This is a genomic window from Streptomyces sp. NPDC020801 (assembly GCF_044334385.1).
Lineage (GTDB): Bacteria > Actinomycetota > Actinomycetes > Streptomycetales > Streptomycetaceae > Streptomyces.
This window is the reverse complement of record NZ_JBIRST010000032.1, coordinates 26,002-52,239: the sequence shown is the minus strand read 5'-3', so window position 1 is coordinate 52,239 and position 26,238 is coordinate 26,002. Positions and strand designations below refer to the sequence as shown.

Here is a 26,238-nt window from a genome sequence, read left to right as displayed (position 1 = left end):
ACGGCGGGAACGTCCAGCACAGAACGGGAACCATGCTCGTGGACAACCGCATTGCCGCCGCTGTCGCAGCGGTCACCACCACCGCAGCCCTCGTCACCCTGGGCACCGCGACCAGCGCCGCCGCCGAAACCACCTACCCGGCCGAGTACTTCGGCACCCCCCAGGCCGGGACCGGCGGCCTCATCCTCCGCACCGGGTCCGGAGCTCCCACCGACAGCGGCATCGGTGAGGGGACCCGCTTCGAATTCCTCGGCCAGTGCGTACGCGTCAACGGCGTCGACCTGATCAAGGTCCATCAGGTCGAGCCCGGCGGTTGGGGCTCCTCCTACTCCGGCTTCGTGCGCCGGCAGTACGCCAACCTGCCGCCCAACCTGCCGTGCTGACCCCCACCTGAACACCACGCCCCCGGCCCTGCCGGCCGGGGGCCCAGCCCTTGTAACCCAACATCCAGGAGGACCAACAGAAATGGGCGGTACTGCCCCCGGTACTGACCTCGGTACTAACGGTACTTTGGCCTACTTCGAGGCCCGCGCCCTCCAGATCGCCGACGACATCGCGCGGCGCATCGCCGACGCCACGCCCGGCGCTCCGTTCCCGTCGTACGACGACCTCAACGACATCTACGGCACGTCCCGCCGCACCTTGTCCCGCGCCTGCGCCATCCTCCGCGAACGCGGCCTGATCCGCCGCGTGGAGTCCTGGCGGGGAAGCGGCCACGAGATCGCCGGCCGCAGGCAGACCGGCAGGGGAGCGGCCGAAGGCTTCTGGGACCGGATCAAGACCGCGCGCGCCGGCAACGGCCCCCTGTGGCCCACCCCCGGCGACGGGGACACCTGTCCCGTCTGCGGCGGAGGCCGACGCGGCGAGCCGCACCCCGTATGGGGCTGGGCCTGTTCCTCCTGCGTCCGCACCGGAGCCGTCATCACCCACCGCTCCTGACCGACCCCGTCACCAGCAAGGAATCCCCTCATGGCTCTCTCCGTGGACGTCGAGCACATCGACAAGACGCTGTCCGAGTACGAGACCGATATCCGGCGCATCACCGACGCCGGACTGCTCGTCGACCCCAGCCCCGCCGCACAACAGCCGGCCGAGCAGACACCGGACACACCCGAGCCTCCCAGCCGGCCCCGCCGCTGGCCTGTGTGGCTCCTGCTCGCAACCTCCGTCCTCGGGGCGGTTGTTGTCGGCCTCATCGGCTTCGCCGGTTCCTACAGCGCCGTGCAGCATCTCGCCCTCGACCACGGCATCAGCCCGGCAATCGCCCGATGGGTCCCGATCGGCGTGGACGCCGGCATCGGCGCATTCCTCTCCCTGGATCTCGCGCTCGCCATGATGCGCCTGCCCGTCCCGGTGCTCCGCCCCGCCGCACATCTGCTGACCGCGGCCACGGTGTGGTTCAACGCCGCCGGGGCGTGGGGCCAAGGCGACTGGACCGGCACCGGCCTCCACGCCGTGTTGCCCGTCCTGTTCGTGATCGGCGTCGAGTCTGGACGTAACGCCGTCGCCCAGCTCGCGGGCATCGAGGACGGAACCCGCATGGACGGCGTCCGCCTCTCCCGCTGGCTCCTCGCTCCCCTGCCGACCTTCCTCCTGTGGCGCCGCATGCGCCTGTGGGAGATCACCTCCTACAGCAACGCCCTCAAGCTCGAACGTCTCCGCCGCGCCTGCGCCCGGTACATCAAGCAGCGCTACGGCAGGGTCCGCAAGGCGCCGGTAGAGGTCTGCTCCTACCGGGAGGACGTCGCCGACGGAAACGTCCGCGACCTTGACCGTGACGAGATGCTCGCCGCCCTCTCCACCATCTGCGACGAGGCCGACGCCAACGCGCGATCGATGGCACGCAACAGCCGCAAGTCTTCTCGGAAGCGCCGTGTCCACATGGCTACAACCCTTGTCGGTAAAGGGAAGCAGGCCACTTCGGGGGAGAAGGGCGACGCCGACGAACGGCCGCTCAGGCCGGCGGATCTGGCAAAGGTCCGCCGGGCTGCGAAGGCCCTCGGCGGAGCCGACAAGCTCTCCGTCAGCATCGTGAAGCACGCCGTCGGCGGCGGACAGAACCGCTATCTCATCCGCCTTCGCAACGCGGTTCAGGACGAGGAAAAGAAGGCCAAGGCCGCCGCCGCCCAGACCACCGACTAAGCAGCAACAGAGCGACGCCCGGCCCGAGTTGTCGAGGCCCGGCCGGGCGCCGCCACTCCCGAACCTCACGAGCGTCAGGAGCACCGAGCATCATGCCGGAACAAGAATCGAAAATGCGTTCCCATCGTGTGGGGACCTCATCCGAGATCGACCCACGCGTGCCCACGGGCACCACCGCGTCCGCCGACCTCGGACAGCTCGCCGAGCGGGAGCGTGGGAACCCCCCTACTCCCGCGGACAACGTCACGCCCGAATCCGCACCCGGCGCGGACGAGCGCTGGGCCCGCACCCTGCTGCTCAACTGCATGCGCCGCCCCGGCGCCTGGCAGCGAAGCACCCCGATAGATCCGGTAGATGCCCAGGTAGACAGCCCTTTTGCTCCTCTCCCCGCGGGAGAGGGGAGGGGGCAGTGACCGGCAAGACCGACTGGTGGCGTGTCAAGGTGCCGCGGAGCGAGCCGGAAGAGGCGCAGCCGGGGGCGGAGCCCGAGCGGCTCGACCTGACCCCCGACCCCCGCGACCCCGCTGGTGAATGGTGGGGCAACGTCTACGACGCCGCCCAGGGCGACACGTTCCACACCAGCGACGAGCCCGACCAGACGCAGCCTGCCACCGGCGGATGGGAGTGGACCGGCCCCACACCCCCGCCTCCCGTCACTCCTCCGCAGGCCCACGAGATCACCAAGGAGGGCCCCCGGCAGGACGCATCCAGGAGTAGGAAGGGCGCCGATCTGGTCGACGCCGCTCTGAGCCCGACCGGTTGGCACGTCAACCGCGTCAAGTGGTGCATCTACTGGGCCTCTCCCGCCCTCCTCGGCTGGGGACTCCGGCTCCTGCCGACCCTGACGGGCTGGCTCTACGACTGCGGCCGATCCGAAGGCGCTGCCGGCGCCTGCGCCCTGAGTCTCGTGTTCATCACCGCCGGAGGGCTCATCCACTGGCGCACCCGGGGATGGTGGCCGCCGCTCGCGTGGGCCGGCCGCGCCCCGCTCTCCTCGGCTCTGTTCGTCGCCCTCCTATACGCCCCGACCTCCCTCACTCACTGAAAAGGAACGTCCCTGTGTTCACCACCGCCGCTCCCGCGCAGGCCCCGGCCATCGCACCGCCGCCGACCGACCTCGGCGGGGGCACCGGCCTCGGCGCGATCACCGCCGCCGGCCTCGCCGCGATCATCTCGGCCGTGATCATCCTCGTCCTGAAGAAGGGCGGCAACGACAAGTACGCGAGCAAGTTCACGCCAGAAGTGATGCTGGTCATGGGCTTCTGCGCGTCGGCGTTCTTCGAGTCTGCCGGATGGGGCGGCCCCGGCAACATGATCCGCTCCATCGCCGCCGCACCTGCCGCAAGCTGGGGGTGGGGCGCTTGCGCCATCATCGTCACGGCGTTCGCCCTCCTGCGCAGGCACAAGAAGGGCCGCGCCGTGGTCGTCGGCTTCACCGCCGCCACCCTCTACGCTGCCGCCGGCGGCTGGTGGAACTGGCCCGGCTGGCTGATCCACATGGGCGCCCGACAGATCGGGCTGGCGGGATGAGCCTGCGCAACGAACTGAAGATCCCGTTCCAGGGATCCGCCGAACCAGCAAAACGCCTCGCACGCGGCGGTGTCCGCCTGGTCGGCGACGGCCTGGGCTGGGTCATCGCCGTGCCCGGCGAGATCCCGGAACGGGCCGTGGGAGTGCTGATCGGCGCGGGCATCATCGGGAGCGTGGCCACCCAGTTCCCGATGGTGTCCGGCACTGCGGGCGCCGTGGTTGCGGGCGTCGCGGCATGGAGAGCCGGAGCCCCGCACCCCTCCAAGATCGACTCAGACGGGGGAGAGGGCGAGGGAAAGGCCGGCCTGCGCAAAGAAGGATCTCCCGAAAATGATCACGAAACGTCAGGGGAGGGAGAGGAGGACGAGGAACCGCATGAGCTGCAGCCCCTCACTGCGGCCGAACTCGAACAGCAGCTTCCCCGTTTCGTCGAGTACGCCGTAGCAGCAGCCCACCAAGAACAGCGCGCTGGCGAGCACCTCGCGGAACTCCTCGCCGCTCTCCACCGCAACCCTCGATGGGCACTCACACACGAGTGGGACGTGGCCCGCCTCCGGAAGGAGTTGGAGACCCGCAATATCCCCGTCTCACGAGGCATCAACATGGGCGGGCGCAACCGCCCTGGAGTGCGCTGGGATCAACTCCGAGACCACCTCGGCAGAGCCCCCCGTCTGCCCGCCCCTCTGGTGCCTGACCTGACCCTCACTCATCGCCCCGCCGAGAGGGCGGACCTCCCCCTCTCCTGACCCCCCACACCGGCCCGCCCGTCAACCGGCCCAGAGGGCCACCGACAGGGCCCCGGCGCCGGTTGCAAAACCTTCCCCCCTCCCCCGCCCCACGTGTCCCCGAATCCGCCTACCTACCCCAGCTACAACGCTCTGACCTGCAAGAACTATCAGCTGCCTACATCGGCTACTCACCCCGTCTACCCCGTCTACCAGTCTGAAAAGAGATCCACAGCCGCCGCCGATCGGGCATCCTCAGGGAGACCCAATCTCCTTGAGGAGCCGACCGTGGCCTACGCGTACCGCTGCGGAACCTGCCGCACCACCTCGCCCGCCGCCCCCAACCGCCGCTCAGCAGAGGACGAATGCAACCGGCACCGCAATCTCGTGCATGGCGGCCACATCCCTGACGGCGAAGAGATCACCTCCACCGACGACGGCGGCCAGTTCATCAGGCTCTCCACAATCGGCCTGTTCTTCGCAGGGTGCGCCGTCCTGGCCCTCATCGGCTTCATACGCGCCCACCTCTGACCAGGTCGCCACGCTGGCCACCAAGGTGCACCTGGTGACTGGCGCGGCCACCTGGCCCCTGACGCCGACGAAGGAGAACTATGACAAACGAAGTGAGCTACAGCACGACCGGCTATTACGTGTACTTCCATGACAAGAAGTCCAGCCGGCCTGTTGAGGGCTGGAGCCCCGACGGCTTCCCCCTGATCCCGTCCTATGGCGACGGGCGGTTGAAGAAGGCCCAAGAGTTCGGCTCAGTCTTGGGGATAGGGACGTGCGGCCGGGTCCTCGGAGTCCTGCCGGCGGATGGATGGACGGCCCGCTACTCCATCACTGGCAACGCGGACGACCCCGAGGGCGTGATCGTCCTCCCCGTGCTCTCCTGGATCATCACGAGTGAGCGGAACGCGCATCCGGTGACGGTCGACTGGCCGGACGACCTGAGTGACGAGTACGCGGATTACAAGCTGATCGATCTCGTACCGCCCGCGGGTATCCAAGCCCCGCATCTGGTGAAGCCCAGCGACGACGAGCAGCAGGACCAGGTCGACGAGGAGAAGGACCGATGAGCCCCCGACCTCGGCGCCTTCCCTATCGACGCAGCTGCGATGCAACACGCCGTCGGTGACTCGCCCGTGACGCGCTTGGCATCCTCACCGGAGGAGACATGCGGCGAGGCCTCCGCCCACCCATCCACCAGGTTGGGTGCGAAGGCCTCGCCGCATGATCGTTTTCAGTTGGGGTTAGAGGGCGCCTACCGGATTTCGTGTTGACCGCGGTCAACACGAACCGGCGAGCCACTGGAGTCCAGTAGACGTTTCGCTAGATGCACTCGGTGCTCCGGCGCCATCTTCTCGATCAAGACCTCGTACACCGCGTCCGGGTCGTCCCAGAGAGCGTCCGCGGAAGGACCGGAGTGGCCGCCCGAAGCCTGGTTCGGAACCTGACCCACTGCGTCGGGAGCAGGGTCGGCGTTGACCGCGGTCAACGCGGCCGGGATATGCATGGCAGGTTCCGCGACGACAGTTGCAGAGGCATCGGTCTCAGGGCTCGGCGCTTCTGTGGTGTTGACCGCGGTCAACACCGGCTGCGGTGACGGGTTCGCGGACTCGGCCGTCTCCGGAGGGTTGTGCCCGTCCTCGGATGCCGGCGGTTCTGGGGTGTTGACCGCGGTCAACGCTCCCGAGGCCATGGTGTCGTCGCTCGCCGTGCCCTCGGGGGTGTCATGGGAAGCGTTGACCGCGGTCAACGCCTGCTGGCTCTTGGCGGCCTGAAGGAGGGTTCGTACCTCCTGCTTGGCCCGAGCTTCCTCCTCCTTGACCTTCTTCAGGTGCTCCAGAAGCTGGGCTGCGCTCAGCTCGGGTTGCTTCTTGTAATGGCGGGCGAGCAACCGCCCGTCTCGTTCCGCGAGGGCCCCCGAACTCAGCATGACCTGAAGCTCACCCGGAAGGGTCAGCAGAGCAAGGTGGTTGGTCACCCACGCCTTGGACTTGCCAAGCCGCTCGGCGGCGCGGGTCTGAGCGCCGGCCTCGTTTTCCTCCGCGCAGACGGCCACGAGCTCCTGGACGCCCCGGGCGCGTTCAATGACGTCGAAGTCCTCGCGGTCGAGGTTCTCCTGCAGCAGGTTCTCGATGAAGTCTTCACGGGTGGTGGCCAGGTCGTCCCGGACGACGAAGTCCAGGGCATCCATACCCACGTGGACCGCGCTCCGGTACCGTCGCTCGCCGTTCACCAAGACGTGTGCGGCAGTGCCGATCTGTTCTTCGTGGTCCGCCCACAGGTTGAGGTATGCGGCCCGGGTCACTACCACGCAGGCCGCGAGCTGGACGCGGCGTAGTTCCTCCCCGAAGCGCGTGAGCTGCTCGTCCGTGCCGAAATTCCGGCGTGGGTTGAGAGGGGTGGGGGAGACCTCGTCCAACTGGAGGCGGACCAGTTCGTAAGCGGGGACATCGCCTTGGGTGACGGCCTTGGCGCGTCCTCGAGCACTGCGGCCGCGTGGAACGCTGCCGAACGACGTTCCCTTACCGAGCTTGTCGGCGACGCTCATCCGATGACCTTCCGAGCGATGGTGCGCATGACCATGGACTGCTCGCAGTCAGGCTCGTAGGCCAGCAGCGGTTGCTTCATGCGGACAGCTTCGCGCTGTTCCTTGAGTTCGGGGATGACGGCGAGGACGGGCGGATCGCCGATGTTCTGCCATTCCTCCAGGGAGGACGTTGCGACGTAGCCCTTGCGGCTGTCGTACATGTTGACGACGAACCCAAGCAGGGCGATGTCGATGCCCATGTCTTCGATGAGGTCCTGGATCTGGTCGTACAGCATGTCGTACGCGTCGGCGGAGGTGTCCTCTGCCAGGACCGGGATGACGACACCTGAGGTATTGGGCTCTTCGCCCTCGCGGGTGCGGCCGTAGTACAGAGCGGTGTCCATGGTGTAGCCGAGGCTCGGCGGGCAGTCGATCACGATGTAATCGAAGTCCTGCTCCAGAGGTTCGAGCGCCTTCTCCAGCGCCGTCTCCTTGATACGGACTGTCCGGCTGGTGGCGAGCTTGGCATCCAGCAGGAAGGCGTCCTTGCAGGCCGGCAGGAGCCAGAGCCGGTCCTCGAAGTCGCCGCCCTTTATGGGGACCAGGAGGTCTCGCAGCTCACCCTTGGCCTCTCCGAGCATGTGCTTGGCCAGACTCGGGGCGTCGATGTCGAGCATCTGGTAGCCGAGCTGCTTGGTTAGGTGGCCTTGCGGGTCGAAGTCGATCAGCACGGTGCGGTGGCCCATCTCGCCGATGGCCTGTGACGTGCCGGCCGAGGTTGACGTCTTGCCCACGCCGCCCTTTTGGTTGCCGTAGACGATTCGACGCGCCCCGGTGGTGCGGGGCGGCCGCGGTGCCGGGGAGGGATGCGTGTCGAGCCACAGCCGGATCGACTGAGCCAGCCCTTGGTTGTAGGTGATCTTTTGGACTGTGCAGTCCTTCTTGAGCTTGCCGTACAGACCGGTCGGGAGATAGGTGGCGAAGGAGGTGCCGCCAGCAGTGTCGACCACTGGGCGGTCCTTGGCCTCACGCCAGGCCTCAACGCCCTCAGCGACAGCGGTCTGGATGTCGGTGCCCAGCTCGGCAGCACGAACCTTGAGTTCTCGACGCAGCTCGGTGGGAAGCTTGGTTACTACCTTTTCCCGATCCTCGGGGGGGTAAGGGGTGGTCATGCGGTTACCTTACTCACTGGGTCAAGCATGGTTGCGGCAGACACGGTTGTGCGCGGGGGATCGACGGAGATAGCAGATGTCCCCGGCTTGCGAGCGCCTCCTGCGTCGCGGATGGCTTCTGACCTGCGGTGGTAAGTGCACACGGTCGTCGAATGGTCTGACCGCCGTACTTACCGAGGGGATTGAGACCTGTTCGTGGCCATGGAGGGGCAATGACGGTGAGCGTGGTGGTGAGGGCGCCCCGACACCATCCGCACAGGTCCACGCTGCCGTTCTCTGTCCCCAGGCCGTCGGCTTCAACGTGGGACCCACAGCCGCTCAACGCGGCTGGTCGACCGGGATTCGCTCCGGCCAGCAGGGATTCACGTCTTCCCGACGCCTACCTGCCGGACGCGCGAGTCCCCCTTCACTCGAAAGGGGAACTGGTGCGGAGCACGACGGATCACGCGATGGTCCACACGATCGCCTCCCCCCTCACCACCACCGCCGGGCACGGCTCGGACATCGACCGGCCTACCTCCTGGCTGATCTCCGTCCTGCCCGACAGCGCCGCCGAACTCCAGCTCTGGGGCATCTGCGGAGTCCTGGTGATCGCCGCCCTGTACGGGATCGGAACGCGCCGCGTGGCAGCGCAGGGCAAGAAGGAACGCGCCGGACTCGACGGAGCCGCCGACACCCTCGGCGAAGGCCTCGCGGCCACGGCCGGCGGACTGCTCGGCGGCGCCTGGCGGTTCGTAGCGGGCCAGCCCCTATGGGGCGAGCCCAAGACCGACTCCACCTATCTCAGGCCAGGGGAGCGACTCGACCGCGCCTTGGCCGGCGACCTCGCCCGTCCTGACACAGCTATGGACGTGAAAACCCCGCAACCTCGCCGCTCCCGGACCGCCTTTCTCACCTCTCCTCGTGCACTGACGCGGATGGGTGAGACCTGGCACCGGTGGCCTGGAGCGGCCCGCTCTGCGGTTCGGATGGGAACCGTGGCGGCTGTCGCCGGATTGTGGCGGGCGCCCGAGTGGACAGCCGTGATCCTCGTCATCACCGTGCCCGTCGCGGCCGCGGTCGCCATCCTGGTCGTGCCGCGCGGCAGCCGTTCCCGCAATGACGCGCAGACGTACGGGCCTGGCCTGTGGGCGGCTCTGATCCAGGTGCTGCGGCTGTCCGCCGAGGACCAGGAACGCGGCGAGGCCTACTGGATGCTCCTGCCAGCCGACCTGTCCGACGGCGACGCACGCATCGTGATCCGCCTGCCCTTGCAGTGGCTTGGGGCCGAGAAGGAACGCGCGCTGCTCGCGCACATCCTCCACTCCCGGCTGCCCGGCGAGTGGGTCGCCTCCTACACTCAGCGCGGCCGCAACCCGTACGTGGAGTTCACTCCGAAGCCGGCGCCCAAGCCCCGCCCGCAGCTGGCCACTTCGGTGCCGTGGAGGTCAACCGGCAACCCCTACAAGGTGTTCGTCGGCCAGGCCGTCGAGGGCGATCGCATCGTCGACGTGGTGGTGGCCACCGAATCGGAGACACCGCACTGGGGCGTGGCAGGCGACACTGGCGCCGGCAAGTCGTCGATGCTCTACATCCCCGTCGTGCACGGCCGGCAGAACGGCTGGGTCGTTGACATCCTCGACAACAAGGAAAACTCCATGATCGAGGCGGAGGGGCACTCCGGGATCCGGATCCACAAGACGACCCGCGCTTGCATGGGTGCCTTCGCCGAGTTCATGACCTCGATGATCGCGGCGGAGAAGTCCCTCGGCCTGGACGGAGACCCGCAGCTGCGCACGCAGCTCGTTCCGCGTCTGCTGGTCATCGACGAGCTGCCCACTCTGATCCGGTTCGCTTACACGTGGTGGAAGCACGGGATCAAGCAGAAGGGCACGCCGCCGTTCATCGACTGGTTCACCATCATCTTGATGATGGGCCGATCCTCCGATCACCGCGTCGTGGTCGGCGCCCAGCAGTTCGACAACTCGTTGTTCGGCGGCACCATCGGCCGCAAGCAGATCGGCACGAAGATCGTCATCGGCAAGCAGGACATGGTGAGCTGGGGTGTCGCCTACGGGCAGAACGCTCCGCGCTTCGGGTACGACACCACCATCAAGGGGCGGGGCGCGTACGCCGACAACCAGACCGATCCGGACGGTGACTACGCCTGGGTGCGCGAGTTCCAGGCTGCATACATCACGCCGCACGTCCAGGAGCTGCTTACCAACGCCCCCCAAGCGCCGGCATGGTTCGACTCGGGGGAGATGGCGCCGTGGATCACCCCTGAGGCGCTCGCCCAGGCCCAGGAAGAGGCGGCGGCCGCCAACTTCCTGCCCGGCGGCAAGTTCGCTCCGTTGTCGCGGCCGGTTGTCCCGGTGCGGAGCAACAGGGGGGTTGGAGGGGGTTCTCCCAGGTCAGACCTCGGGACAGTGCTCGTTGGGACCGGTGGCGGGACAAAGATCGGGACAGCCGATCCGGATACGGCGCTCGCGGCCGAGCAGGCCGAGGACGCGTCCTTGCCCGACACGTTCTCCGTTGCCGACGCCTGCAAGGAAGGGATCCTGCCCTGGAGGTATGAGACCGCCCGCAAGTACCTGCTCCAGCGGTCCAAGGACCGCGGCGTCGCGGTGCCCGAAGGGGTCACGGACGGCAGGGTCACCTACTACACCCGAGCCGAGCTGGAGACCTGGCTAGCAGCTTGGAACACGGCCAAGGCCACTGCGTAGGGCGACGGCCCCGGCGCAAGCCGGGGCCACTCCCTCCCAACGCGGTATCGATCGCGCACCGACGTCACGCGACCAGTGCGCGCATGACAATGTGAAACCTGTTCATTACAGATATGGGAGGGGCAGCAGCGTGGCTGCGGCAAAGGAGTCCAAGGCAGCGACACTCACCAGGGCTCAGCGTGCCCTGATCGGGGTGGTGGTTACCGGCGCGGTGACCATCGCAGGCATCGGCTTCGCCGGCTCGTACGCGGCCGTCCGCGAGCTGGCCGTCAAGAAGGGCTTCGGGAACTTCTCCTACGTGTTCCCGGTCGGCATCGACGCGGGCATCTGTGTGCTGCTCGCCCTGGACCTGCTGCTGACCTGGATACGCATTCCCTTCCCGCTGCTGCGGCAGACGGCGTGGCTGCTGACGGCGGCGACGATCGCCTTCAACGGCGCGGCCGCCTGGCCGGACCCGCTGGGCGTGGGCATGCACGCGGTGATCCCGATCCTGTTCGTGGTCGCCGTCGAAGCGGCCCGGCACGCGATCGGCCGTATCGCCGACATCACGGCCGACAAGCACATGGAGGGCGTCCGCATCACCCGCTGGCTGCTCTCCCCGGTGCCGACGTTCCTCCTGTGGCGCCGGATGAAGCTGTGGGAGCTGCGCTCCTACGACCAGGTCATCAAGCTGGAGCAGGAGCGCCTCGTCTACCAGGCCCGCCTCCACTCCCGCTTCGGCCGCGCATGGCGCAGGAAGGCTCCGGTGGAGTCGCTCATGCCGCTGCGCCTCGCGCGCTATGGCGTACCGCTCGCTGACACGGCGCAGGCGGGCTTGGCCGCCGCAGGAATCAAGGTGCCGCGGCCGCAGCCCGAGCCTCCCGTGCAGCACGAGGCCCTGGCGCTCGCCGGCCTCCACGCGCACACCTTCGAGCAGGTGACGGAGCAGGACACTCTGTGGTCCACGCCGCACCACTCGGTGCCGAGCCCGCCGGACGTACCGCAGTCCGAGCAGATGCCTCATCCGGCCCGTGAGGGTGATGCATCGGCCTGGGGTGGGGGAGATGCCCCGGGAGAGAGCGGAGACGAGGAGGCCCTCCACATCGACATCGACCGCGCGACGAGCGAGGCGGTGGTGTCGCCATTGGAGCGCGAACAGCATCACGACGACGCCGAGCTGGATTCCAGTAGTCGCTGGAATGCGTCCTCGGACACTGCACCAGACCTGGAACGAGAGGATTCCAGCCCCGAGTTCCACGACGTCCTCCAGGACGGGCGGGCTGGCGTGGCCGCTGATCGGACCGGCGGTCCCACTCGGCACATCGTGCAGATGCGGATCCCCGACGAACCGAGCGAGCCGGAGCCTGCGACGCCGCAGACGCCCTCTCACGAGGTCGAGGACCAGCCAGCTGCAGACGGCGATCAGCCTCACGAAGAGGCGGCGCCTCCGGTGACTCCGGATGGCATTAAGGGAGTCGAGTTGGTGGAGTGGCACTACCGCCACCTGCCCGAGGACAAGCGGGGGCTGTCGGCGAACGTGCTTGCTCCCCAGCTGGTTGAGATGACCGGCTACAAGCAGAGCACGGTCCGCAAGTACATCGGGGACATCCGCAAGGCTGACGCCCGCGCCGCGCAGGCCGCAGAGGCGTGACATTGGAATCCGCTGTCGTCCCGGGGTGGAATGCCCTTGATCCACCCCGGCCACAAGCCGCTGGGACGCGCCTCGTTCGGACGGCCCGGCCACCATCACTCGCGGCCAGGGACCCCGGCGAAGCCGCAGCACGCGCATGGACGTGACGGGAAGCCCTGACGTCGGCGCTTCTCTTGGAAAACTCTCTGACCTGCATTTTTCCAACCTTTCCAATGAGAGGGCGACAGGAAGGTGCCCGGTGTAGGCACCGGTTCGCGGCTTGCCCACCAGGCAAGCCAGGGGCTGCGCAGCGGGTGGCGCGGGTCCTGTGGAATGCCAGTGCAGTGTCCCGAGCAGCACGGACCGCAGGGCGTTGGAACGGCCAGCCCGGGCCGGGTTGGAATGCCGCCGGCCGTACGCGGAGGTCACGTTGGAATTCACCGCCGCCGGTTCCAATGGCGCCCGGCCCTCAGCCTCGACCGCTGCTGGCAGGTCCGCGCCATGTCGAAAGTGTGGAATCTTGTGCGCCCCTGCCGAGTGATCGACCCCGTCGATCACGTCCCGCGGCGTGGTGTCGAAAGCGTGGAATCTCGTGCGCCCCTGCCGGCCGCGGACTCGGTTCCCCGACGGCCCGCAGGAAATGACGACCGGCGGGGCGATGGTCAGCGAACACAGCCCGCCCGAGAGCCCCTGAACCGCCCGCTGGCCTGCGGTGGTGAGTGAAGCACGGCTCGCTTACCACGGCCGCAACCACTTACCACCTCGCTTACCACCAGATCAGAGGCCGCTTACCACGGCTGCTCAGGCCGGGAGTTATGGCCTTGTGACGCCACTGAGGCCCTGGCGGCAAGCGGGGCGGTAAGGGCCAGAACGAAAGGTGTGGGCACAGAAACCCCTCCTGATGAGGAGCAGTCCATGCCCCCCTCCGTCCCCCGCCGCTCCCGCAGCGGCCCCCAGACCAACGGGCCGACCGATGTGAGTGCAGCGGCACACCGGACACGGACACTGCCCGTACGCCGGACCCGGCTGGTGCGTCTCGCAGTCTGGGCCGCCGTGGCCGCCGGCCCGCTCGCGCTGATCGCCAGCTGCGCACACGGGCAGTCGGCAGCCGCTCCTCGGCTGGCTCCCGTGACCCGGGCCGACGACCACACCGAGGCTGCCGCCGACCCGGCCGGGTTCGCCGAGCTGTTCCTCGGCCTGTGGCTGCGCAGCGGCACCGGCCAGGACTCCCCGGCCGCGCGGCAGCTGCACGTGATGGCGCCGTCTGTGCAGCCCCCGACGTGGGGTGAGCGCGCCCCCGGCGTGGAGCGCCTGACCGCTGTGCGCACCGCCCGGCAGGGCGACGGCGCCTGGTCGGTCACTGTCGCCGTCGAACTCAAGGACGCCGCCGGTTCCAACGGCCAGGACCTCGTCCGCTACTTCGCGCTGCCCGTCGTTGCCACAGACGCCGCCAGCGGTTCGCCCGGCTCGCAGCAGGCCTTCGCCGTCACCGGCGCGCCCGCTGAGATCGCCGGCCCGGCTGTGCTGCACGAGCCCGACGACCCGTACGGCGCGCAGGTGCCCACCGGGTCGGCCCTGGCCTCCACCGTGGGCCAGTTCCTGAGCGCCTACCTGGGGGCCGAGGACGGCGCCGAGCGCTACCTGGCCCCGGGCACCACCCTGCCCGCGCTGCCAGCGGCCGCGTTCACCACCGTGTCGGTGGATGAGCTGAAGGCGGTCAGCTCCACGGACGGCACGGCCGGCCACGACGGTGACACCGCGCGGGTCCAGGCACAGATCACCGCCAAGGACGCCGATGGCGGGCAGTGGCCGCTGGCCTACGCGCTGGAACTCAGGGTGCGCGGCGGCAGGTGGGAGGTCGTCACTTTGCAGTCCGGCCTGGAGAGCACCGCGGCGAAGACGGGTGGCACCCGCACGAGTTCGACCGCGCCCTCATCCACGGCGCAGACCACTTCAGCCTTTGAGACCCGGATCGATGCCAGCGCCCCTGTCGCCGGCGTGGAGGTGACCCGATGACGCACAACGTGATCCTGGCCGGTGAGTTTGCGAACATCGGCGACCACCTGCTCCAGGTGGGCAACGGCTGGGCGGACGGCACGCTCAAGTTGGGTCTGCTGGCCATCGTCGTCATCACCGTGATCAAGAAGCTCTCCATCAAGGCGGGTATCGGAGCTCTCCTCGGCCTGGTCGTCGCCACCGCCGTCTACAACGGCCGCGCGGACATCTCCAACGCGTTCAAGGACGAGGTCACCAACATCAAGGGCGCCCCGGCCACGCACGCCCCGCTGATCCCGGGAGGCGCCGCCCCGATCCACCAGCAGCCGACGGACGGTGAGCGCGCGTGAGCACCACCGCAGCTACGGTGCGCGTCGGGCGTAGCTACACCCGTGCCCGCCGTCACCCCTGGGTTCTGGGCAAGGTCGGGGACTGGGTGCTGCCGCTCGGCCCCTATACCCCGGCCCAGATGGTGATCGGCGCCGTCGGTGTCTTCGTACTGATCAAGACGTTCTCGTGGTGGTCGTTCATGGGGCCGGCGCCCGTCGTCGGCCTCGGTGTCCTGGTGTGGATGGCCCGTGCCACCCGCATCGGCGGCCGTTCTCCGATGTGGATCGCCTACGGGTGGGTGCAGTACGTCCTTCAGCCGAAGAACGGCCGCATCGCCGGCCGACCCGCCCGTGAGCGGGGCACCCGCCTCATGCACGGCACCTTCCTGATCGAGGACACCACGCTCGACGCCGACCACGATGCCTCCGCCGCCCGGCCTATCCGGGCGGCGAAGCCCAGCACCGGCCGCGTACGCCCGCCGGCGACTGCTGCCGCCAGCCGACGGCGCCGCTTCAGCCGCCCCCGCACGGCGGCCACACACTCCGCCTCGCCGGTGGTCCGGCCGGTGCCCACGCCCTTGCAGCAGATGCTGCGTGCCCGGCAGGAGGCCGGACAGTGAAACTCGCCATCCGTCACATCGTCGACAACCTGGTGTGGTCCTCCGGCACCGTGTGGGCGATCTGGTCGCTGACTCCGCAGGGCTCCCGGTACATGGACGAGCGGGCCCGCGACGAGTTGCAGTACCGGGTCACCGCCCTGGTGCGCTCCCTGCCCGGCGGCGCCCGCCTGTACGGGCTGTGCGCCCGTGTCGACCCCGGCGAGGTCGTCGCCCGCACCGTCGAGGGAGTCGACTACCGCAGGCACCCGCACTGGGCCGAGGTCGCCGACGCCCAGCTGCGACTGCTCGCGGGGGAGGACCTCACGACACCGGTGGAGATGCACCGGCGCACCCTGTGGCTGGCCGTTCCGCTGGAGAGGCCCGGCGCTCGCGCGGAGCTGTCGGCCGCCTTCGCCACGGCGTGGGCGGAACTCGCCGACACACTGGGCCTTCCCCCGGCGCCCGTGCCGGCCGACGAAGTCGCCGACTTCCAGCAGCGAGCCCGCCAGCTGGCCGCCGAACTCAGTGGAGGGCTCGGCCTGCGCCCTGCCCGTCCCGCGGAGATCGTGTGGATGCATCAGCACGCCGTCGCGCGCGGCCTGGAGGAGCCGCTGCTCGCCGAGGCCGAGCGCTCTGGCATGCGGGGCAGTCGCCTGGTCAGCGGAACCCTGCGCGCTCCCTCGCATGCGGACCTCGGCGACGTCCGGCTCCTCGAAGGCGGCTTCGACGACGAGTCGGAGACCGCCGCCGACCCCGGCACAGCGAGGAAGTCCGCCCGCCGTACCCGTCGCCGGAGCCAGAACGGCATGACCGGACGCCGGTGGCTCCAGGTGGAATCCGAGGCCGGCTGCTCGTATCAGGCCCAGCTGGCGCTGGCGGAGATGCCCCGGAAGTTCACCACCGCCGGCGGGGACTTCTTCACCTGGCTGGATGGCCTGCCTTTCCCCGTCGACTGGGTGGTCGACATGCGGCTGGTCCCCACGGAGAAGGTCGTGGAGGAGGTCCGCAAGAAGAAGAGGGACCTGGTCGAGCAGGCCGACCAGTACGCGGCGCAGCACGAGACCGGGCTGCCCGAGGACATGCACGACGCCGCCGAGGACCTGGGCGACCTCGGAGCACGGGCCGGCCGCAACAGCGTCGAGGTCGAGGTCCAGTCCGTCACCGTCATGACCGTCTGGGGCGACACCACAGCAGAATGCGACGAGCGCGCCGGACGCCTGCACTCCCGCCTGCGCGGCGCCAACTTCCGCTTGCAACGGCCTCGCGGCGGCCAGGGCGAGCTGTTCACCCTCACCCTGCCGGCCACCACCGCTCCCGGAGCCACCCGCCAGTACGCCCAGTACGAACTCGGCGAGGACTGGGCCATGCACGGCGCCTTGAACGGGCACGCCTTCGGCGACCCCACCGGTGCCATGATCGGTTTCTCCCAGGACGTCGGCACCGTCACCCCCACACTCCTCGACATCGCTGATGCGCCGATCCGGAATGCCTCCGCGTCGTTCGGCGTCGCCGGCGACCTCGGCGGCGGCAAGAGCGTCCTGCTCAAGCTGATCTCGTCCGCCGTCGTCGACCGCGGCGGCCGCGTCATCGCCATCGACCGCACCAAGAAGCGGGAATGGGCCCGCTTCGCCTCCACAGCCGCGGCCGGCCGCTGCCAGGTCGTCGACGCCGCGAAAGCCGAACTGTCCATCGACCCGCTGCGCGTGTTCGACGACCCGGCCGTCGGCGCCCGCTACGCGCTCAGCTACCTCACCGTGCAACTCGGAGTGGGGCCGATGACCGAACACGGCGCCCTGCTGAAGAAGGCCGTCAAGCAGGCCGCCGACGCCCCGTTCCCGTGCATGGCCCAAGTCCTGGTCGCGCTGGAGGAGATGGCCGACGGTGAGGGGCCCCGCGCCGAGCGCGCCGCCTCACTCGTCGAGTGGCTCCAGGTCGCCGCCGACGAACCGCTGGCCGCTGCCGTCTTCGACCCCGAGCTCCCGCCCTTGGACCTGGTCTCCGACGTCACCAGCGACTTCGTGGTCATCACCACCAGTGGCCTGAGCCTGCCGCCCAGGGAAGCGGTCACCAAACCGGAACTGATGCGCACCCAGCCTCTGGAGGCCATCATCGGCCGCGCCGTGCTGTACCTGATCGCGGCGATCGCCCGCGAAGTGGCCTTCGCCGACGCGAGGTTCTGCCTGCTGCCCCTCGATGAGGCGTACTGGCTCACCTCCTCCGCCGAGGGCCAGGCCCTGGTCGACGAGATCGTCTTCGACGGCCGCAAGCACGGCGCCGGCGTCGGACTCGGCTGCCACGACGTCCTCGAACTCGGCACCTCCACCGCACGCGGTCTGCTCGCCTACCGGTTCCTGTCCCGCACCGCCGACCCCGTCCTGGCCGCACGCGGACTGGAATGGCTCGGACTGCCCGGCGAAGACGAGGCCCTGCTGCGCATGGTCACCACTGACCTGTCACCGTTCGGCCAGAGCGACCGGGCCGGAGAGTTCCTCTCCCGCGACCCGCGCATGCAGATCGGCCGCTTCAAGGCCCTCGTGCCCACCGTCGACCGGCTGCTCGCGGAGATCTTCACCACCCCGGACGAAACGGCCCTTCCCGAGGCCCCCGCCGACTTCTCGGCCAGCGCCGGAAGAGACCAGTGAGCCAGCAGCAGCCCGCCCCGACCACGTTGCGCACTGCCCTGTGAGCGGCGCCTACCAACCGCGTCACCTGCACTTACCACGCCCGGCCTGAGCAGGAGTTATGGCCCTGTGACGCCGCAGGGCTCCCGCTGGCAAGCGAGGCGGTAAGCGGCGCGACGAACTCTAAGAGCGTCACCCCACCGCCCCACATGAGGGAGCCATCATGACCGCCCGCCTGCTGCACCGACGCACCCCCGACACCCACACGGTCGAGGCCGGCCACCACACCGGGACCGTCACGATCACCCCCCAGCAGCACCTCGCACACACCCCCTACGAGTACGACGTGTCTGTGCCGCAGGCTGCGAGCGGCGGCATCTTCGCCCCCGGCCGGCCGGCTCGCGCTCTCCTCGCCTGGACGCTCGTGCTCCTGGCCGTGGCCGCCGTGGCCGCCTTGCTGCCGCTGTGCCACGGCGTCCCCGACATCTGGTGGCCCCACACCGGAAACGCCTTCACCCCGCACCCCACCACCCCCGCGCACAGCGACCCCTGCGATCTCATCGTCGGCCCCGCCAAGGCCTACTGCCGGCGCAACCCCGGACGCGAACTCCCCGGCCCGCGCCAGTACGAGCGACTGGCCTTCGCCGCGGCGGTCCTCACCCTGATCGTCATCGCCCTCCGGCTGCGCCGGCGAGGCCAGCGGTGAACGCTCCCTCGCACCGCTGGCGGGCCGCCGGCACCGTCATCGCCATAACCGCCCTCCTGCTCGTAGTCGCGAGCGTGCCCTCCTTCGCCGCCGACAACTCCGGCTCCTCGGGCGGCTTGCTGGACCCGCTCAACGTCAAGACGAGTGAGGGTGCAACGCTCGACCACTACGAACTGACCGGCCACGGCGACGACAGCGTCACCGGCACCGTCCTCAACTTCCTCACCAGCGGCACCTTCGCCATCTCCCGCACCATCACCGGCTTCGCCTGCTGGCTCGTCGACTGGGCGTACAAGTTCCCCGTCCTGGACAAACTGACCGGGCCCGCCCAGACCGTCGCCGACTCCTACCAGCGGCAGATCATCGGCCCCTTGGGGATCGCAGGCCTGTTCACCACCTGGGCCTTCGTCTTCGGCCTGATCATGATCATGCGAGGGCGGTCCGCGCGCGGCGCCGGGGAAATCCTGCTCACCCTGCTCATCGCCGCGCTCGCCGCGACCACCACGGTGCGCCCAGCCATGCTGCTCGGCTACAACGGCCCTGTCCAGCAGACGCAGCGCGCCGCGCTGGAGGCCGCCGACATCACCGCCAACGGCAGCGACACCAGCAAGGCCAACGACCCCTGCAACCTGATCACCGGCCCCGCACAGGACGCCTGCCGTAAGAGCGCCGAAACGACCTCGCCCAAGGACGAGGCCAAGCAGCGCAAACAGCAGTGCGCCGTCATCCAGGGGCCGGCGAAGGACGCCTGTCTGAGCGGCACGCGCTACCTGACCTCCGCCGCCGTCTCGGGGCCCATCACCCGGACCCTGACCGACACCCTGGTCGTCCAGCCCTACATGCTCCTGGAGTACGGCGAGGTGATCGACAAGGACAGCCCGCTCTACAAGGTCCACAAAGTGATCCTCACGCGGTCCTGGGAAACGGCCAGCCCCGAGGTCGTCAAGACCTGCTCGCTGATCGACGGCGAGGCGAAGAAGTACTGCCTCAAGAGCGGCAAGCAGTCCGCGCCCCCCGAGCAGCAGTTCAGCAAGCTCGGCGACGAGGGCAAGGCCGTTTCCGACTACATGAGCAAGCCCACGTGGAGCCGGTTCATCGGCGCCGTCGCGGTGCTCATCGCCACCCTCATCCTCTGCCTGGTCGTCATCTCGATGGTCCTGGCCCTGTTCGCCGCGCAGTTCGGCTGTGTCATCGCGGCCGTGTGCGCAGGCGCCGTGTTGGCCTGGTCGCTGCTGCCCGGCCCCAACCGCGCTGTGCTGTGGAAGTGGCTGGGGACCTTCGCCTCCGCCGCCGTTGTCCTGTTCGGCATCGCCGTGTTCATCCCCGCCTTCGGTATCGCCGCACGCGCCATGCTCGCCGACAGCCAAACCCCCTTGCTCGAACGGCTGGTCACCCTCGACGGACTCGCCGTCACCGCCCTGGCTGGCCACCGCGTCATGCTCCGCAAGGGCAGGGACCTGGGCCAGCGCATCGCCGACCGCATGCGCTACGCCCGCATCGGCGGCAGCACCACCATGGACTCCAACGCCGCCGCCACCGCGGCCGCCCTGTCCTCCCTCAACTACGGCGGCACCGGCGGCGGATCAGGCGCCCACCTGTCCTTCATGAACCGCCACGCTGGCCTCGCCTCCAGCCTGCGCTCGCTGGGCGACAGCACCGGACTCGTCGGCCACCCCGGCGCCTTCCTCGCCGAGGCCGGCGCCGAGGGCCGCCGTGCCCTGGCACCGGTCGCCCTCGGCCTGCGCACCGCGCACGCCGCATTGATCGGACCGAAGCGACCCCGGCAGGAGATCACCCCTGTCGGCCCGGACGGGCGCCCGCTGCCCCGACTAATCGACGGCCGCACCGGCCGGGTCATCGACAACAGCGACCAGGGCGTCATCCCCTACGGCGCCCGGCTCGAAGCCGGACTGCGCCGCACCCGCGGCGGCCGCATCCTGGTCCGCGCCTCCAAGCTCGGCTACTACTCCACCGTCGGCCTGCCCGCCACCTGGACCCGGGCACGCCGGGCCACCAGCGAGCTCAGTACCGAACTCAACCAGGAATTCGGCCGCCAGAGTGCCCACTACCGGCGGGCCGCCGCCGAGTGGCGGACCGACACCCGCGAAGGGGTACACGAAGCCACCACCCCCGTCCGCCGCGGCTACCAGGCCGTCGCCGGCCCCATCCAGCGAGCCAACCGGATGCGCACCTGGCAGCAGACCTGGCTCGACGAACACGGCCGCCCCCGCTACCAGGCCGCTCCGCCCCGGCCCGGGACGCCTGATCCAGGGGAGGGAGCGTGAAACGGATCGGCTGCGCTGTGATCCTCCTCGGCCTGCTCGTCATCCCCGTCTTCTTCGCCCTGGTGGTCGGCGTCCGTCAGCAGCAGATGGCCGCTCCGTCCATGCAGACCGTCGGAGACGTCTCCGGCATCCCTCCACGCATGCTCCAGGCCTACGAGTCGGCGGCTGCACAGCTGCCGTCGCAGGTCCCTGCCTGCAAGGGGATGACGTGGGCGGTCCTCGCGGGCATCGCCAAGATCGAGTCCAACCATGCGGCCGGACACAAGATCGCCGACAACGGGGACATCACCCCGCACATCCGCGGCCCGCTCCTCGACGGCTCCGGCGTCGGCGGCAACACCACCGCCTACCCCGAGGGCAACAACCGGGCCGTAGGCCCTTTCCAGTTCCTGCCTTCCACCTGGGAGAGCACCGGCCGCGACGGCAACGGCGACGGCACCAAAGACCCCGACAACGCGGACGACGCCGCGCTCGGCGCCGCCGTCTACCTGTGCGGCAACGGCCGCAACCTCACCGACCGCTCCCAACTCGACGCGGCCATCCTCCAGTACAACCACTCCCAGGCGTACCTCGACGACGTCACGTCCTGGATCGACCGCTACAACCAGCTCGGCGACGGCACGATCCGCACCAACACCCACGCCACCGGAACAGCTGCCACCGTCATCAACGCCGCCTTCACACAGCTCGGCGTCCCCTACTCCTGGGGCGGAGGAGACTCCCACGGACCCACCAAAGGCACCTGCTGCTCACCGAGCGGCAAGTCCGGCACGAGCATCACCGGATTCGACTGCTCGGGCCTGACCCTCTACGCCTACGCCCAGGTCGGCATCAACCTGCCCGAGACCGCAGCCGAGCAGGCCGGCGTGGGCAAGCGCATCCCCGCCAGCGCCGGGGTGGGCGCCCTTCAGCCCGGAGACCTCGTCTTCTTCGCCTACGACCCCGGATCCGACAGCACCATCCACCACGTCGGCATCTACCTGGGCAATTCTATGATGATCAACGCCCCAAGGCCCGGAACGGTCGTACGGACCGAGCAGGTCTGGGACCAGGGCTACGCCGGAGGTGCCCGACTGCTGTGAACACCAACACCCGCATCCCACGCCTGACATCCATCGCCTGGCCGCTACTCCTGGGAACCGTGTGCACCGTGCTCGGCCTCACCTTGCTCAGACCGGCACACGCCCGCACGGGACAGGACGTCTCAGCGCCCTTTTCTTCGGCTGCGCTGCCCACTGCTGCACGCACCGCGCCATCACCGAGCCGCATCTCCCCGGCGCCATTGCCTTCACCGAAGGCATCCGCATCACTGCCGCACCGCAGCAGGGCCGCCACGCCGTCAGCCGGGGTTGTACCCGTGACCGGGGACGGCCCCGGCGGTGACTACGCCATCCAACAGGTCCTCGAAAGCAGCTCACCCGCCGATCTGCCCCGCGCCGAAGAGAAGCAACTCGTCGCCCTCGGCTCCCACATCTGGCTCGCCGAGGTCACGGGCACCGGCCGCGACCAATGGCCGGCCTACTTCGGCAACGAGCTGCTGCGCATCCCGTACCGCAACGTACGGATCCAAGCGGGCATCGCCCGCAGCCTAGGCGGAAGCCCCAGCCGCGTCCGAGTACGACTTGTGTGGGCAGGGGAGGACCCCGCTGGCGAGGCCGAGGACGGACGCCCGGCCCAGGTCCTCCTCATCCGGCACAACTCGGCCTGGCAGCCGAATCGATGACGACCACAATCCACCTCCACCGCGCGCTGCCTACGACCGCGGCGCCTCCGCTGGCGGAGGCACAACATAGCGCCCGGGAAGTGAACAGCGGAGACTCATATGGGGTTTGAGCCCGAGCCGGGTTGATGTTTCACGCGCAGCATCGTTACCAGAACGCACCCCGTGTTCAGTGGGCCTTTCGAGTCCCTTGTGACGGGAAGGAGCAGCCGAATCGCAGGCCTGTTTCTCCCTCCGTGCGGGAATGTGGCGGTTTCTGCCTGCGTCGTGGGCCTGAGCAGGCAGAACCGGAGTGTGGTCATGGCAGTTCTTTGCGTAACGTATGTGGCTACGGCATGCGCCCGAGATCTGAGCGAGCGTGGTGGTCGCGTCACCCTGCCGACCACGCCCCGGGTTGAACGGTGCTGAGGAATGAATCGGGGAGGCGCAATGTCAGAAGCCGTACGACCGAGGCGCAGCGCGCTTCGCATCCGGAATGAGCAAAATCGACTTATCGGTTTGATGATTGTCGGCTGTGCAGCCTTCGCCCTGTCCGCGTGCGGTTCGTCGTCGGACGGAAAGGACAAGGGCAGCGGGTCCGCGCCGGTCGCCTCGACGCCCGCCCCCACGACGTCCTCGGCGGACCCCCAAGCTGCCGAGCGGCAGGCCGTCCTGGATGCCTACAGCAACTACTGGAAAGAGCAGGCCAAGGCGTACAAGACCGGGACCATCGAGGGAACCGACCTGAAGAAGTACGCCGTGGGTGACGCCGTTGCCCGGGTCGAGAGCGACTTGATGACGATGAAGCAGAACGGCGTCATCGCGGACGGAGCACCCCGCAGCGCGGCCCGCGTGACGGACTTGGACCTACAGTCCCAGCCTGCCAAGGCGACGCTCTCGGACTGCCTCGACATCTCTACCTGGAAGCGCCTGTATCGCTCGACCGGCAAAGAGGTGCCCGCACCACAGGGGCGCATCAATCGCTACCTGACCGTGGCCAAAGCCGAGAAGTGGGGGAAGCAGTGGAAGATTCTCAGCGCAACACCGGAACAGAAGGCCTGCCAGTCCGCCTGACGCGGGCCGCCATCGTGGCCGGCGTCGCTTCACTGATGGCTATTTCCGGGCTGGCTCTGCCCGCTTCCGCTGAACCCTCTGGCGGAGGCGGTGTGTGCGGCCAGAACTCCGACTCATGGGTCTCCGTGTGCGCGCAGGACAGCACCCAGCAGCCGGGTTCGTCCGGGCACTCCGGTAGTTCCGGCAAGAAGTCCGACGCGAAGTATGTCCCGTCGCCGTGTGTCGTACAGGAGATGTCGCCGCAACCCCCGCCTGGCAGCGACCTGTGGCAGGGACACAAACCCGGCGATGGCGCGGTCTACACACGGATCTGCCCGGCTGGTGCTGTGGCAGCGAGCATCGTCGGTACGGGTGTGCTGCCGTTCGAGACGTTCTGGTCAGCCACTGTTCCCACCGCAGCGGTCGACCCGCGGGTCCTGGCACAACAGGCCGTGGACAAGATGCTCTTGAAGGGACCGGACATCGCCAGCCCGCGGGCTGGCGGAAAGTACACCGTCGGTGTCCCCGTGTGGCTGTGGGTCAACAAGAGCGCCACCACCTACGGCCCCAACCAGGCAAGCGCGAGCGCCGGCGGAATCACCGTCACGGCCACCGCCCGAGTGTCAAAGATCGTGTGGCAGCTCGGCGACGGCAGCACAGTCACGTGCACCGGACCGGGAACCCCGTACCAGGCGTCGGACGGGATGGCCGAGTCGCCGACCTGCGGCCACCGGTACACCATTACCTCAGCCGCAGGAGGCACGTTCCAGCTGACGGCGACGTCGACCTGGGCGATCGACTGGCAGGTGAACGGCGGTGGGGAGACGGGCCAGTTGACTGAGGTACGTCAGTCTCAGGTCCAGGTCGCGGTGGGCGAGTTGCAGGCTGTGGGCAGCTGATCGCAGGACGCGTGTTCCAGAAGGAAGAAGGACATCGTGAGCAAGACGGAGGCTCCGGCCGGCATGCCGGGCCAGTTGCCCGCGCAGGCGGCGCACAGTCAGGTGCCCAGCGCGGCGGTCGGGTTCCGTGCGCGCCGGCGGCGGCCTGGCATGTATGCCCTGGCAGTTGCCCTGATCGCTGCGGGCGGCGGAGGCGGGTTCCTCGCCTTTCAGGCCACAGGAGAGCGGACGCCGGTCCTTGCGGTCGCCCATGACGTGCAGGTCGGTGACGTGATTCAGGACGCCGACCTCGTCGAGGCCTCCGTGTCGCTGGACTCGGCGCTCAAGCCCATCCCCGCCTCACAGCGCAGCGAGGTGGTGGGCAAGCGGGCGGCTGTGGCCCTGGTGCCCGGCGCCCTGCTTTCCCAGGGGGAGGTCACCACCCACACCCTGGTGAAGGCAGGGGAGCGGCTGGTGGGCATCGGGTTGAAGTCAACGCAGATGCCGGCCACCCGGCTCTCGCCTGGTGACAAGGTCCTGGTCGTGTTCACGCCGTCTGACGGCTCGGCCACCAGCACTGCCACCGGCAAGGCCGCCGGGGACTCTGCGTCGCCCAAGACGATCTCTGCGCGGGTCGTACGGGTGGGGGACAAGCAGCAGACCACCAACGACCAAGTGGTCGACGTCGCCGTGCCCGCTGAGGAGGGCCCCTCGCTCGCAGCCCAGGCCGCGACGGGAAACGTGGCGCTCGTCGTGGACGCATCCGGAGGCTCGTGATGGCGGTGATCTCGCTGGTCGGGCTGCCGGGCGCGCCCGGAGTGACGAGTACGGCGCTGGCGCTGCTGCGCGCATGGCCGCTGGACGACGGCCGGCGCATGGTGCTGGCCGAGTGCGACCCCGACGGCGGCTCCGTCCTGTCCGGCGCGCTGGAGGGCCGGGTCGAGGCCGACCGCGGTCTGCGCAACCTGACCGAGTCGTCGCGGACGCAGGAACTGGTTCAGGCGTTCTGGCCGCAGCTGATCGCCCTGGAGAACGACGAGCGGCGCAGCGAGCGCAACCGTCTGTTGCTGCCTGGGCTGACGTCGATGTCGCAGGCCGCGAGCCTGGCCCCGGTCTGGGGGCAGCTCACGGACCTGTTCGCCGGAATCGAGGCGCACGGCCACGACGTGCTGGTCGACCTCGGACGCTCGGGCGCGTTCGGCCCCTCAGGCGTCCTGGCCCTGCGCGCGGACGCCGTATTGGTGGTCATGCGCGGCACGGTCCGTAGCCTGCACTTCGCGCAGTCCCGCATTGCCCAGCTCCGTGCACTCCTGGACGGTGAACACGGCCGCGGATCCGGCTCTTTGGGCATCGTGCTGATCAAGCAGGGCCCCTACAGCGCACGGGAAGTCGAAGCCGAACTCGACCGGCGAGGCATCGGTACCCCTGTCTTGGCGACGCTGCCGTACCGGCCCGAGGAAGCCGCCGTTCTGTCCGACGGCGCACCCGAAGGGCGTGGCTTCCTCCAGGGCAAGCTGATGAGCGCCGCGCGGGACGCGACGACCCCTATCCGGCAGCGAGTGGCAACTCGCCGGGCACGGCTCGCCTCGCCGCTGCACCAGCGCCTGATGAAGGGAGCGACCGGTGCGCGCTGAGCGTATGTACCCCGCACCTG

General features: G+C 69.1%; 24 protein-coding genes. 21 read left to right on the top strand and 3 right to left on the bottom strand.

The features are described 5' to 3' along the window. The first annotated feature begins 38 nt into the window (after positions 1-38). From ACH4UM_RS37960 to ACH4UM_RS37940, 5 genes are all read left to right on the top strand, one after another. Positions 39-383, top strand: coding sequence for a hypothetical protein (locus ACH4UM_RS37960; protein WP_398190022.1), 345 nt, complete (start codon positions 39-41; stop codon positions 381-383). Between the two features lie 127 nt (positions 384-510). Then, a complete protein-coding gene (locus ACH4UM_RS37955; RefSeq protein ID WP_398190020.1) occupies positions 511-939 on the top strand; it encodes a hypothetical protein in 429 nt (142 codons plus the stop codon). Between the two features lie 30 nt (positions 940-969). Then, positions 970-2,142 carry a DUF2637 domain-containing protein gene (locus tag ACH4UM_RS37950; RefSeq protein WP_398190017.1) on the top strand — a complete coding sequence of 391 codons (1,173 nt, stop codon included), beginning with the start codon at positions 970-972 and terminating at the stop codon, positions 2,140-2,142. 409 nt (positions 2,143-2,551) lie between these two features. Beyond that, entirely contained in the window at positions 2,552-3,187 is a 636-nt protein-coding gene (locus tag ACH4UM_RS37945; RefSeq protein WP_398190014.1) for a hypothetical protein, read from the top strand. A 14-nt stretch (positions 3,188-3,201) separates the two neighbouring features. Beyond that, on the top strand, positions 3,202-3,672 hold the full coding sequence (locus ACH4UM_RS37940) for a hypothetical protein (protein WP_398190008.1): 471 nt from the start codon (positions 3,202-3,204) through the stop codon (positions 3,670-3,672). 344 nt (positions 3,673-4,016) lie between these two features. Here ACH4UM_RS37940 and ACH4UM_RS37935 read toward each other — a convergent pair whose 3' ends face one another. Further along, complete coding sequence (locus tag ACH4UM_RS37935; protein ID WP_398190005.1) at positions 4,017-4,178, bottom strand: hypothetical protein; 162 nt, start codon at positions 4,176-4,178, stop codon at positions 4,017-4,019. 507 nt (positions 4,179-4,685) lie between these two features. Here ACH4UM_RS37935 and ACH4UM_RS37930 point away from each other — a divergent pair. Continuing rightward, positions 4,686-4,928, top strand: coding sequence for a hypothetical protein (locus tag ACH4UM_RS37930; RefSeq protein WP_398190002.1), 243 nt, complete (start codon positions 4,686-4,688; stop codon positions 4,926-4,928). Between the two features lie 80 nt (positions 4,929-5,008). Then, a complete protein-coding gene (locus ACH4UM_RS37925) occupies positions 5,009-5,476 on the top strand; it encodes a hypothetical protein (protein ID WP_398190000.1) in 468 nt (155 codons plus the stop codon). 185 nt (positions 5,477-5,661) lie between these two features. Here ACH4UM_RS37925 and ACH4UM_RS37920 read toward each other — a convergent pair whose 3' ends face one another. Beyond that, on the bottom strand, positions 5,662-6,954 hold the full coding sequence (locus ACH4UM_RS37920; protein WP_398189997.1) for a ParB/RepB/Spo0J family partition protein: 1,293 nt from the start codon (positions 6,952-6,954) through the stop codon (positions 5,662-5,664). Then, on the bottom strand, positions 6,951-8,105 hold the full coding sequence (locus ACH4UM_RS37915) for a ParA family protein (RefSeq protein ID WP_398189994.1): 1,155 nt from the start codon (positions 8,103-8,105) through the stop codon (positions 6,951-6,953). The genes ACH4UM_RS37920 and ACH4UM_RS37915 overlap by 4 nt, the downstream gene beginning before the upstream one ends. A gap of 425 nt (positions 8,106-8,530) precedes the next feature. Here ACH4UM_RS37915 and ACH4UM_RS37910 point away from each other — a divergent pair, with 425 nt between their 5' ends. From ACH4UM_RS37910 to ACH4UM_RS37845, 14 genes are all read left to right on the top strand, one after another. After that, positions 8,531-10,810 (top strand): hypothetical protein, encoded by a 2,280-nt coding sequence (locus ACH4UM_RS37910; RefSeq protein ID WP_398189991.1) that lies wholly within the window; start codon positions 8,531-8,533, stop codon positions 10,808-10,810. A gap of 130 nt (positions 10,811-10,940) precedes the next feature. Further along, positions 10,941-12,440 carry a DUF2637 domain-containing protein gene (locus tag ACH4UM_RS37905; RefSeq protein WP_398189989.1) on the top strand — a complete coding sequence of 500 codons (1,500 nt, stop codon included), beginning with the start codon at positions 10,941-10,943 and terminating at the stop codon, positions 12,438-12,440. 894 nt (positions 12,441-13,334) lie between these two features. Continuing rightward, positions 13,335-14,435 carry a conjugal transfer protein gene (locus ACH4UM_RS37900; protein WP_398189987.1) on the top strand — a complete coding sequence of 367 codons (1,101 nt, stop codon included), beginning with the start codon at positions 13,335-13,337 and terminating at the stop codon, positions 14,433-14,435. Further along, positions 14,432-14,764 (top strand): hypothetical protein, encoded by a 333-nt coding sequence (locus tag ACH4UM_RS37895; protein ID WP_398189984.1) that lies wholly within the window; start codon positions 14,432-14,434, stop codon positions 14,762-14,764. Before ACH4UM_RS37900 ends, ACH4UM_RS37895 begins: the two co-directional genes overlap by 4 nt. Beyond that, positions 14,761-15,363, top strand: coding sequence for a hypothetical protein (locus ACH4UM_RS37890; protein WP_398189981.1), 603 nt, complete (start codon positions 14,761-14,763; stop codon positions 15,361-15,363). The genes ACH4UM_RS37895 and ACH4UM_RS37890 overlap by 4 nt, the downstream gene beginning before the upstream one ends. Then, complete coding sequence (locus ACH4UM_RS37885; protein WP_398189978.1) at positions 15,360-17,984, top strand: ATP-binding protein; 2,625 nt, start codon at positions 15,360-15,362, stop codon at positions 17,982-17,984. The genes ACH4UM_RS37890 and ACH4UM_RS37885 overlap by 4 nt, the downstream gene beginning before the upstream one ends. Positions 17,985-18,186: 202 nt before the next feature. After that, positions 18,187-18,669: a hypothetical protein gene (locus tag ACH4UM_RS37880; RefSeq protein ID WP_398189975.1), complete on the top strand. Its 483-nt coding sequence runs from the start codon at positions 18,187-18,189 to the stop codon at positions 18,667-18,669. Then, positions 18,666-20,954, top strand: coding sequence for a hypothetical protein (locus ACH4UM_RS37875; protein WP_398189974.1), 2,289 nt, complete (start codon positions 18,666-18,668; stop codon positions 20,952-20,954). Before ACH4UM_RS37880 ends, ACH4UM_RS37875 begins: the two co-directional genes overlap by 4 nt. Next, on the top strand, positions 20,951-22,036 hold the full coding sequence (locus ACH4UM_RS37870) for an NlpC/P60 family protein (RefSeq protein WP_398189971.1): 1,086 nt from the start codon (positions 20,951-20,953) through the stop codon (positions 22,034-22,036). The genes ACH4UM_RS37875 and ACH4UM_RS37870 overlap by 4 nt, the downstream gene beginning before the upstream one ends. Positions 22,037-22,311: 275 nt before the next feature. After that, on the top strand, positions 22,312-22,677 hold the full coding sequence (locus tag ACH4UM_RS37865) for a hypothetical protein (RefSeq protein WP_398189968.1): 366 nt from the start codon (positions 22,312-22,314) through the stop codon (positions 22,675-22,677). Positions 22,678-23,103: 426 nt separating this feature from the next. Continuing rightward, entirely contained in the window at positions 23,104-23,727 is a 624-nt protein-coding gene (locus tag ACH4UM_RS37860; protein ID WP_398189965.1) for a hypothetical protein, read from the top strand. Then, positions 23,676-24,605, top strand: coding sequence for an ATP/GTP-binding protein (locus ACH4UM_RS37855; RefSeq protein WP_398189962.1), 930 nt, complete (start codon positions 23,676-23,678; stop codon positions 24,603-24,605). Before ACH4UM_RS37860 ends, ACH4UM_RS37855 begins: the two co-directional genes overlap by 52 nt. Before the next feature lie 36 nt (positions 24,606-24,641). Next, positions 24,642-25,361, top strand: a complete 720-nt coding sequence (locus ACH4UM_RS37850) for an SAF domain-containing protein (RefSeq protein WP_398189960.1) — start codon at positions 24,642-24,644, stop codon at positions 25,359-25,361. After that, positions 25,361-26,218: a hypothetical protein gene (locus ACH4UM_RS37845; RefSeq protein ID WP_398189957.1), complete on the top strand. Its 858-nt coding sequence runs from the start codon at positions 25,361-25,363 to the stop codon at positions 26,216-26,218. The genes ACH4UM_RS37850 and ACH4UM_RS37845 overlap by 1 nt, the downstream gene beginning before the upstream one ends. Positions 26,219-26,238: the final 20 nt, after the last annotated feature.

What these genes read in the sequence shown, in the direction of transcription:
- ACH4UM_RS37950 (WP_398190017.1), top strand. Translation starts at nt 970, where the DNA reads ATGGCTCTCTCCGTGGACGTCGAGCACATCGACAAGACGCTGTCCGAG.
- ACH4UM_RS37925 (WP_398190000.1), top strand. Translation starts at nt 5,009, where the DNA reads ATGACAAACGAAGTGAGCTACAGCACGACCGGCTATTACGTGTACTTC.
- ACH4UM_RS37920 (WP_398189997.1), bottom strand. Translation starts at nt 6,954, where the DNA reads ATGAGCGTCGCCGACAAGCTCGGTAAGGGAACGTCGTTCGGCAGCGTT.
- ACH4UM_RS37915 (WP_398189994.1), bottom strand. Translation starts at nt 8,105, where the DNA reads ATGACCACCCCTTACCCCCCCGAGGATCGGGAAAAGGTAGTAACCAAG.
- ACH4UM_RS37900 (WP_398189987.1), top strand. Translation starts at nt 13,335, where the DNA reads ATGCCCCCCTCCGTCCCCCGCCGCTCCCGCAGCGGCCCCCAGACCAAC.
- ACH4UM_RS37895 (WP_398189984.1), top strand. Translation starts at nt 14,432, where the DNA reads ATGACGCACAACGTGATCCTGGCCGGTGAGTTTGCGAACATCGGCGAC.
- ACH4UM_RS37880 (WP_398189975.1), top strand. Translation starts at nt 18,187, where the DNA reads ATGACCGCCCGCCTGCTGCACCGACGCACCCCCGACACCCACACGGTC.
- ACH4UM_RS37860 (WP_398189965.1), top strand. Translation starts at nt 23,104, where the DNA reads ATGTCAGAAGCCGTACGACCGAGGCGCAGCGCGCTTCGCATCCGGAAT.
- ACH4UM_RS37845 (WP_398189957.1), top strand. Translation starts at nt 25,361, where the DNA reads ATGGCGGTGATCTCGCTGGTCGGGCTGCCGGGCGCGCCCGGAGTGACG.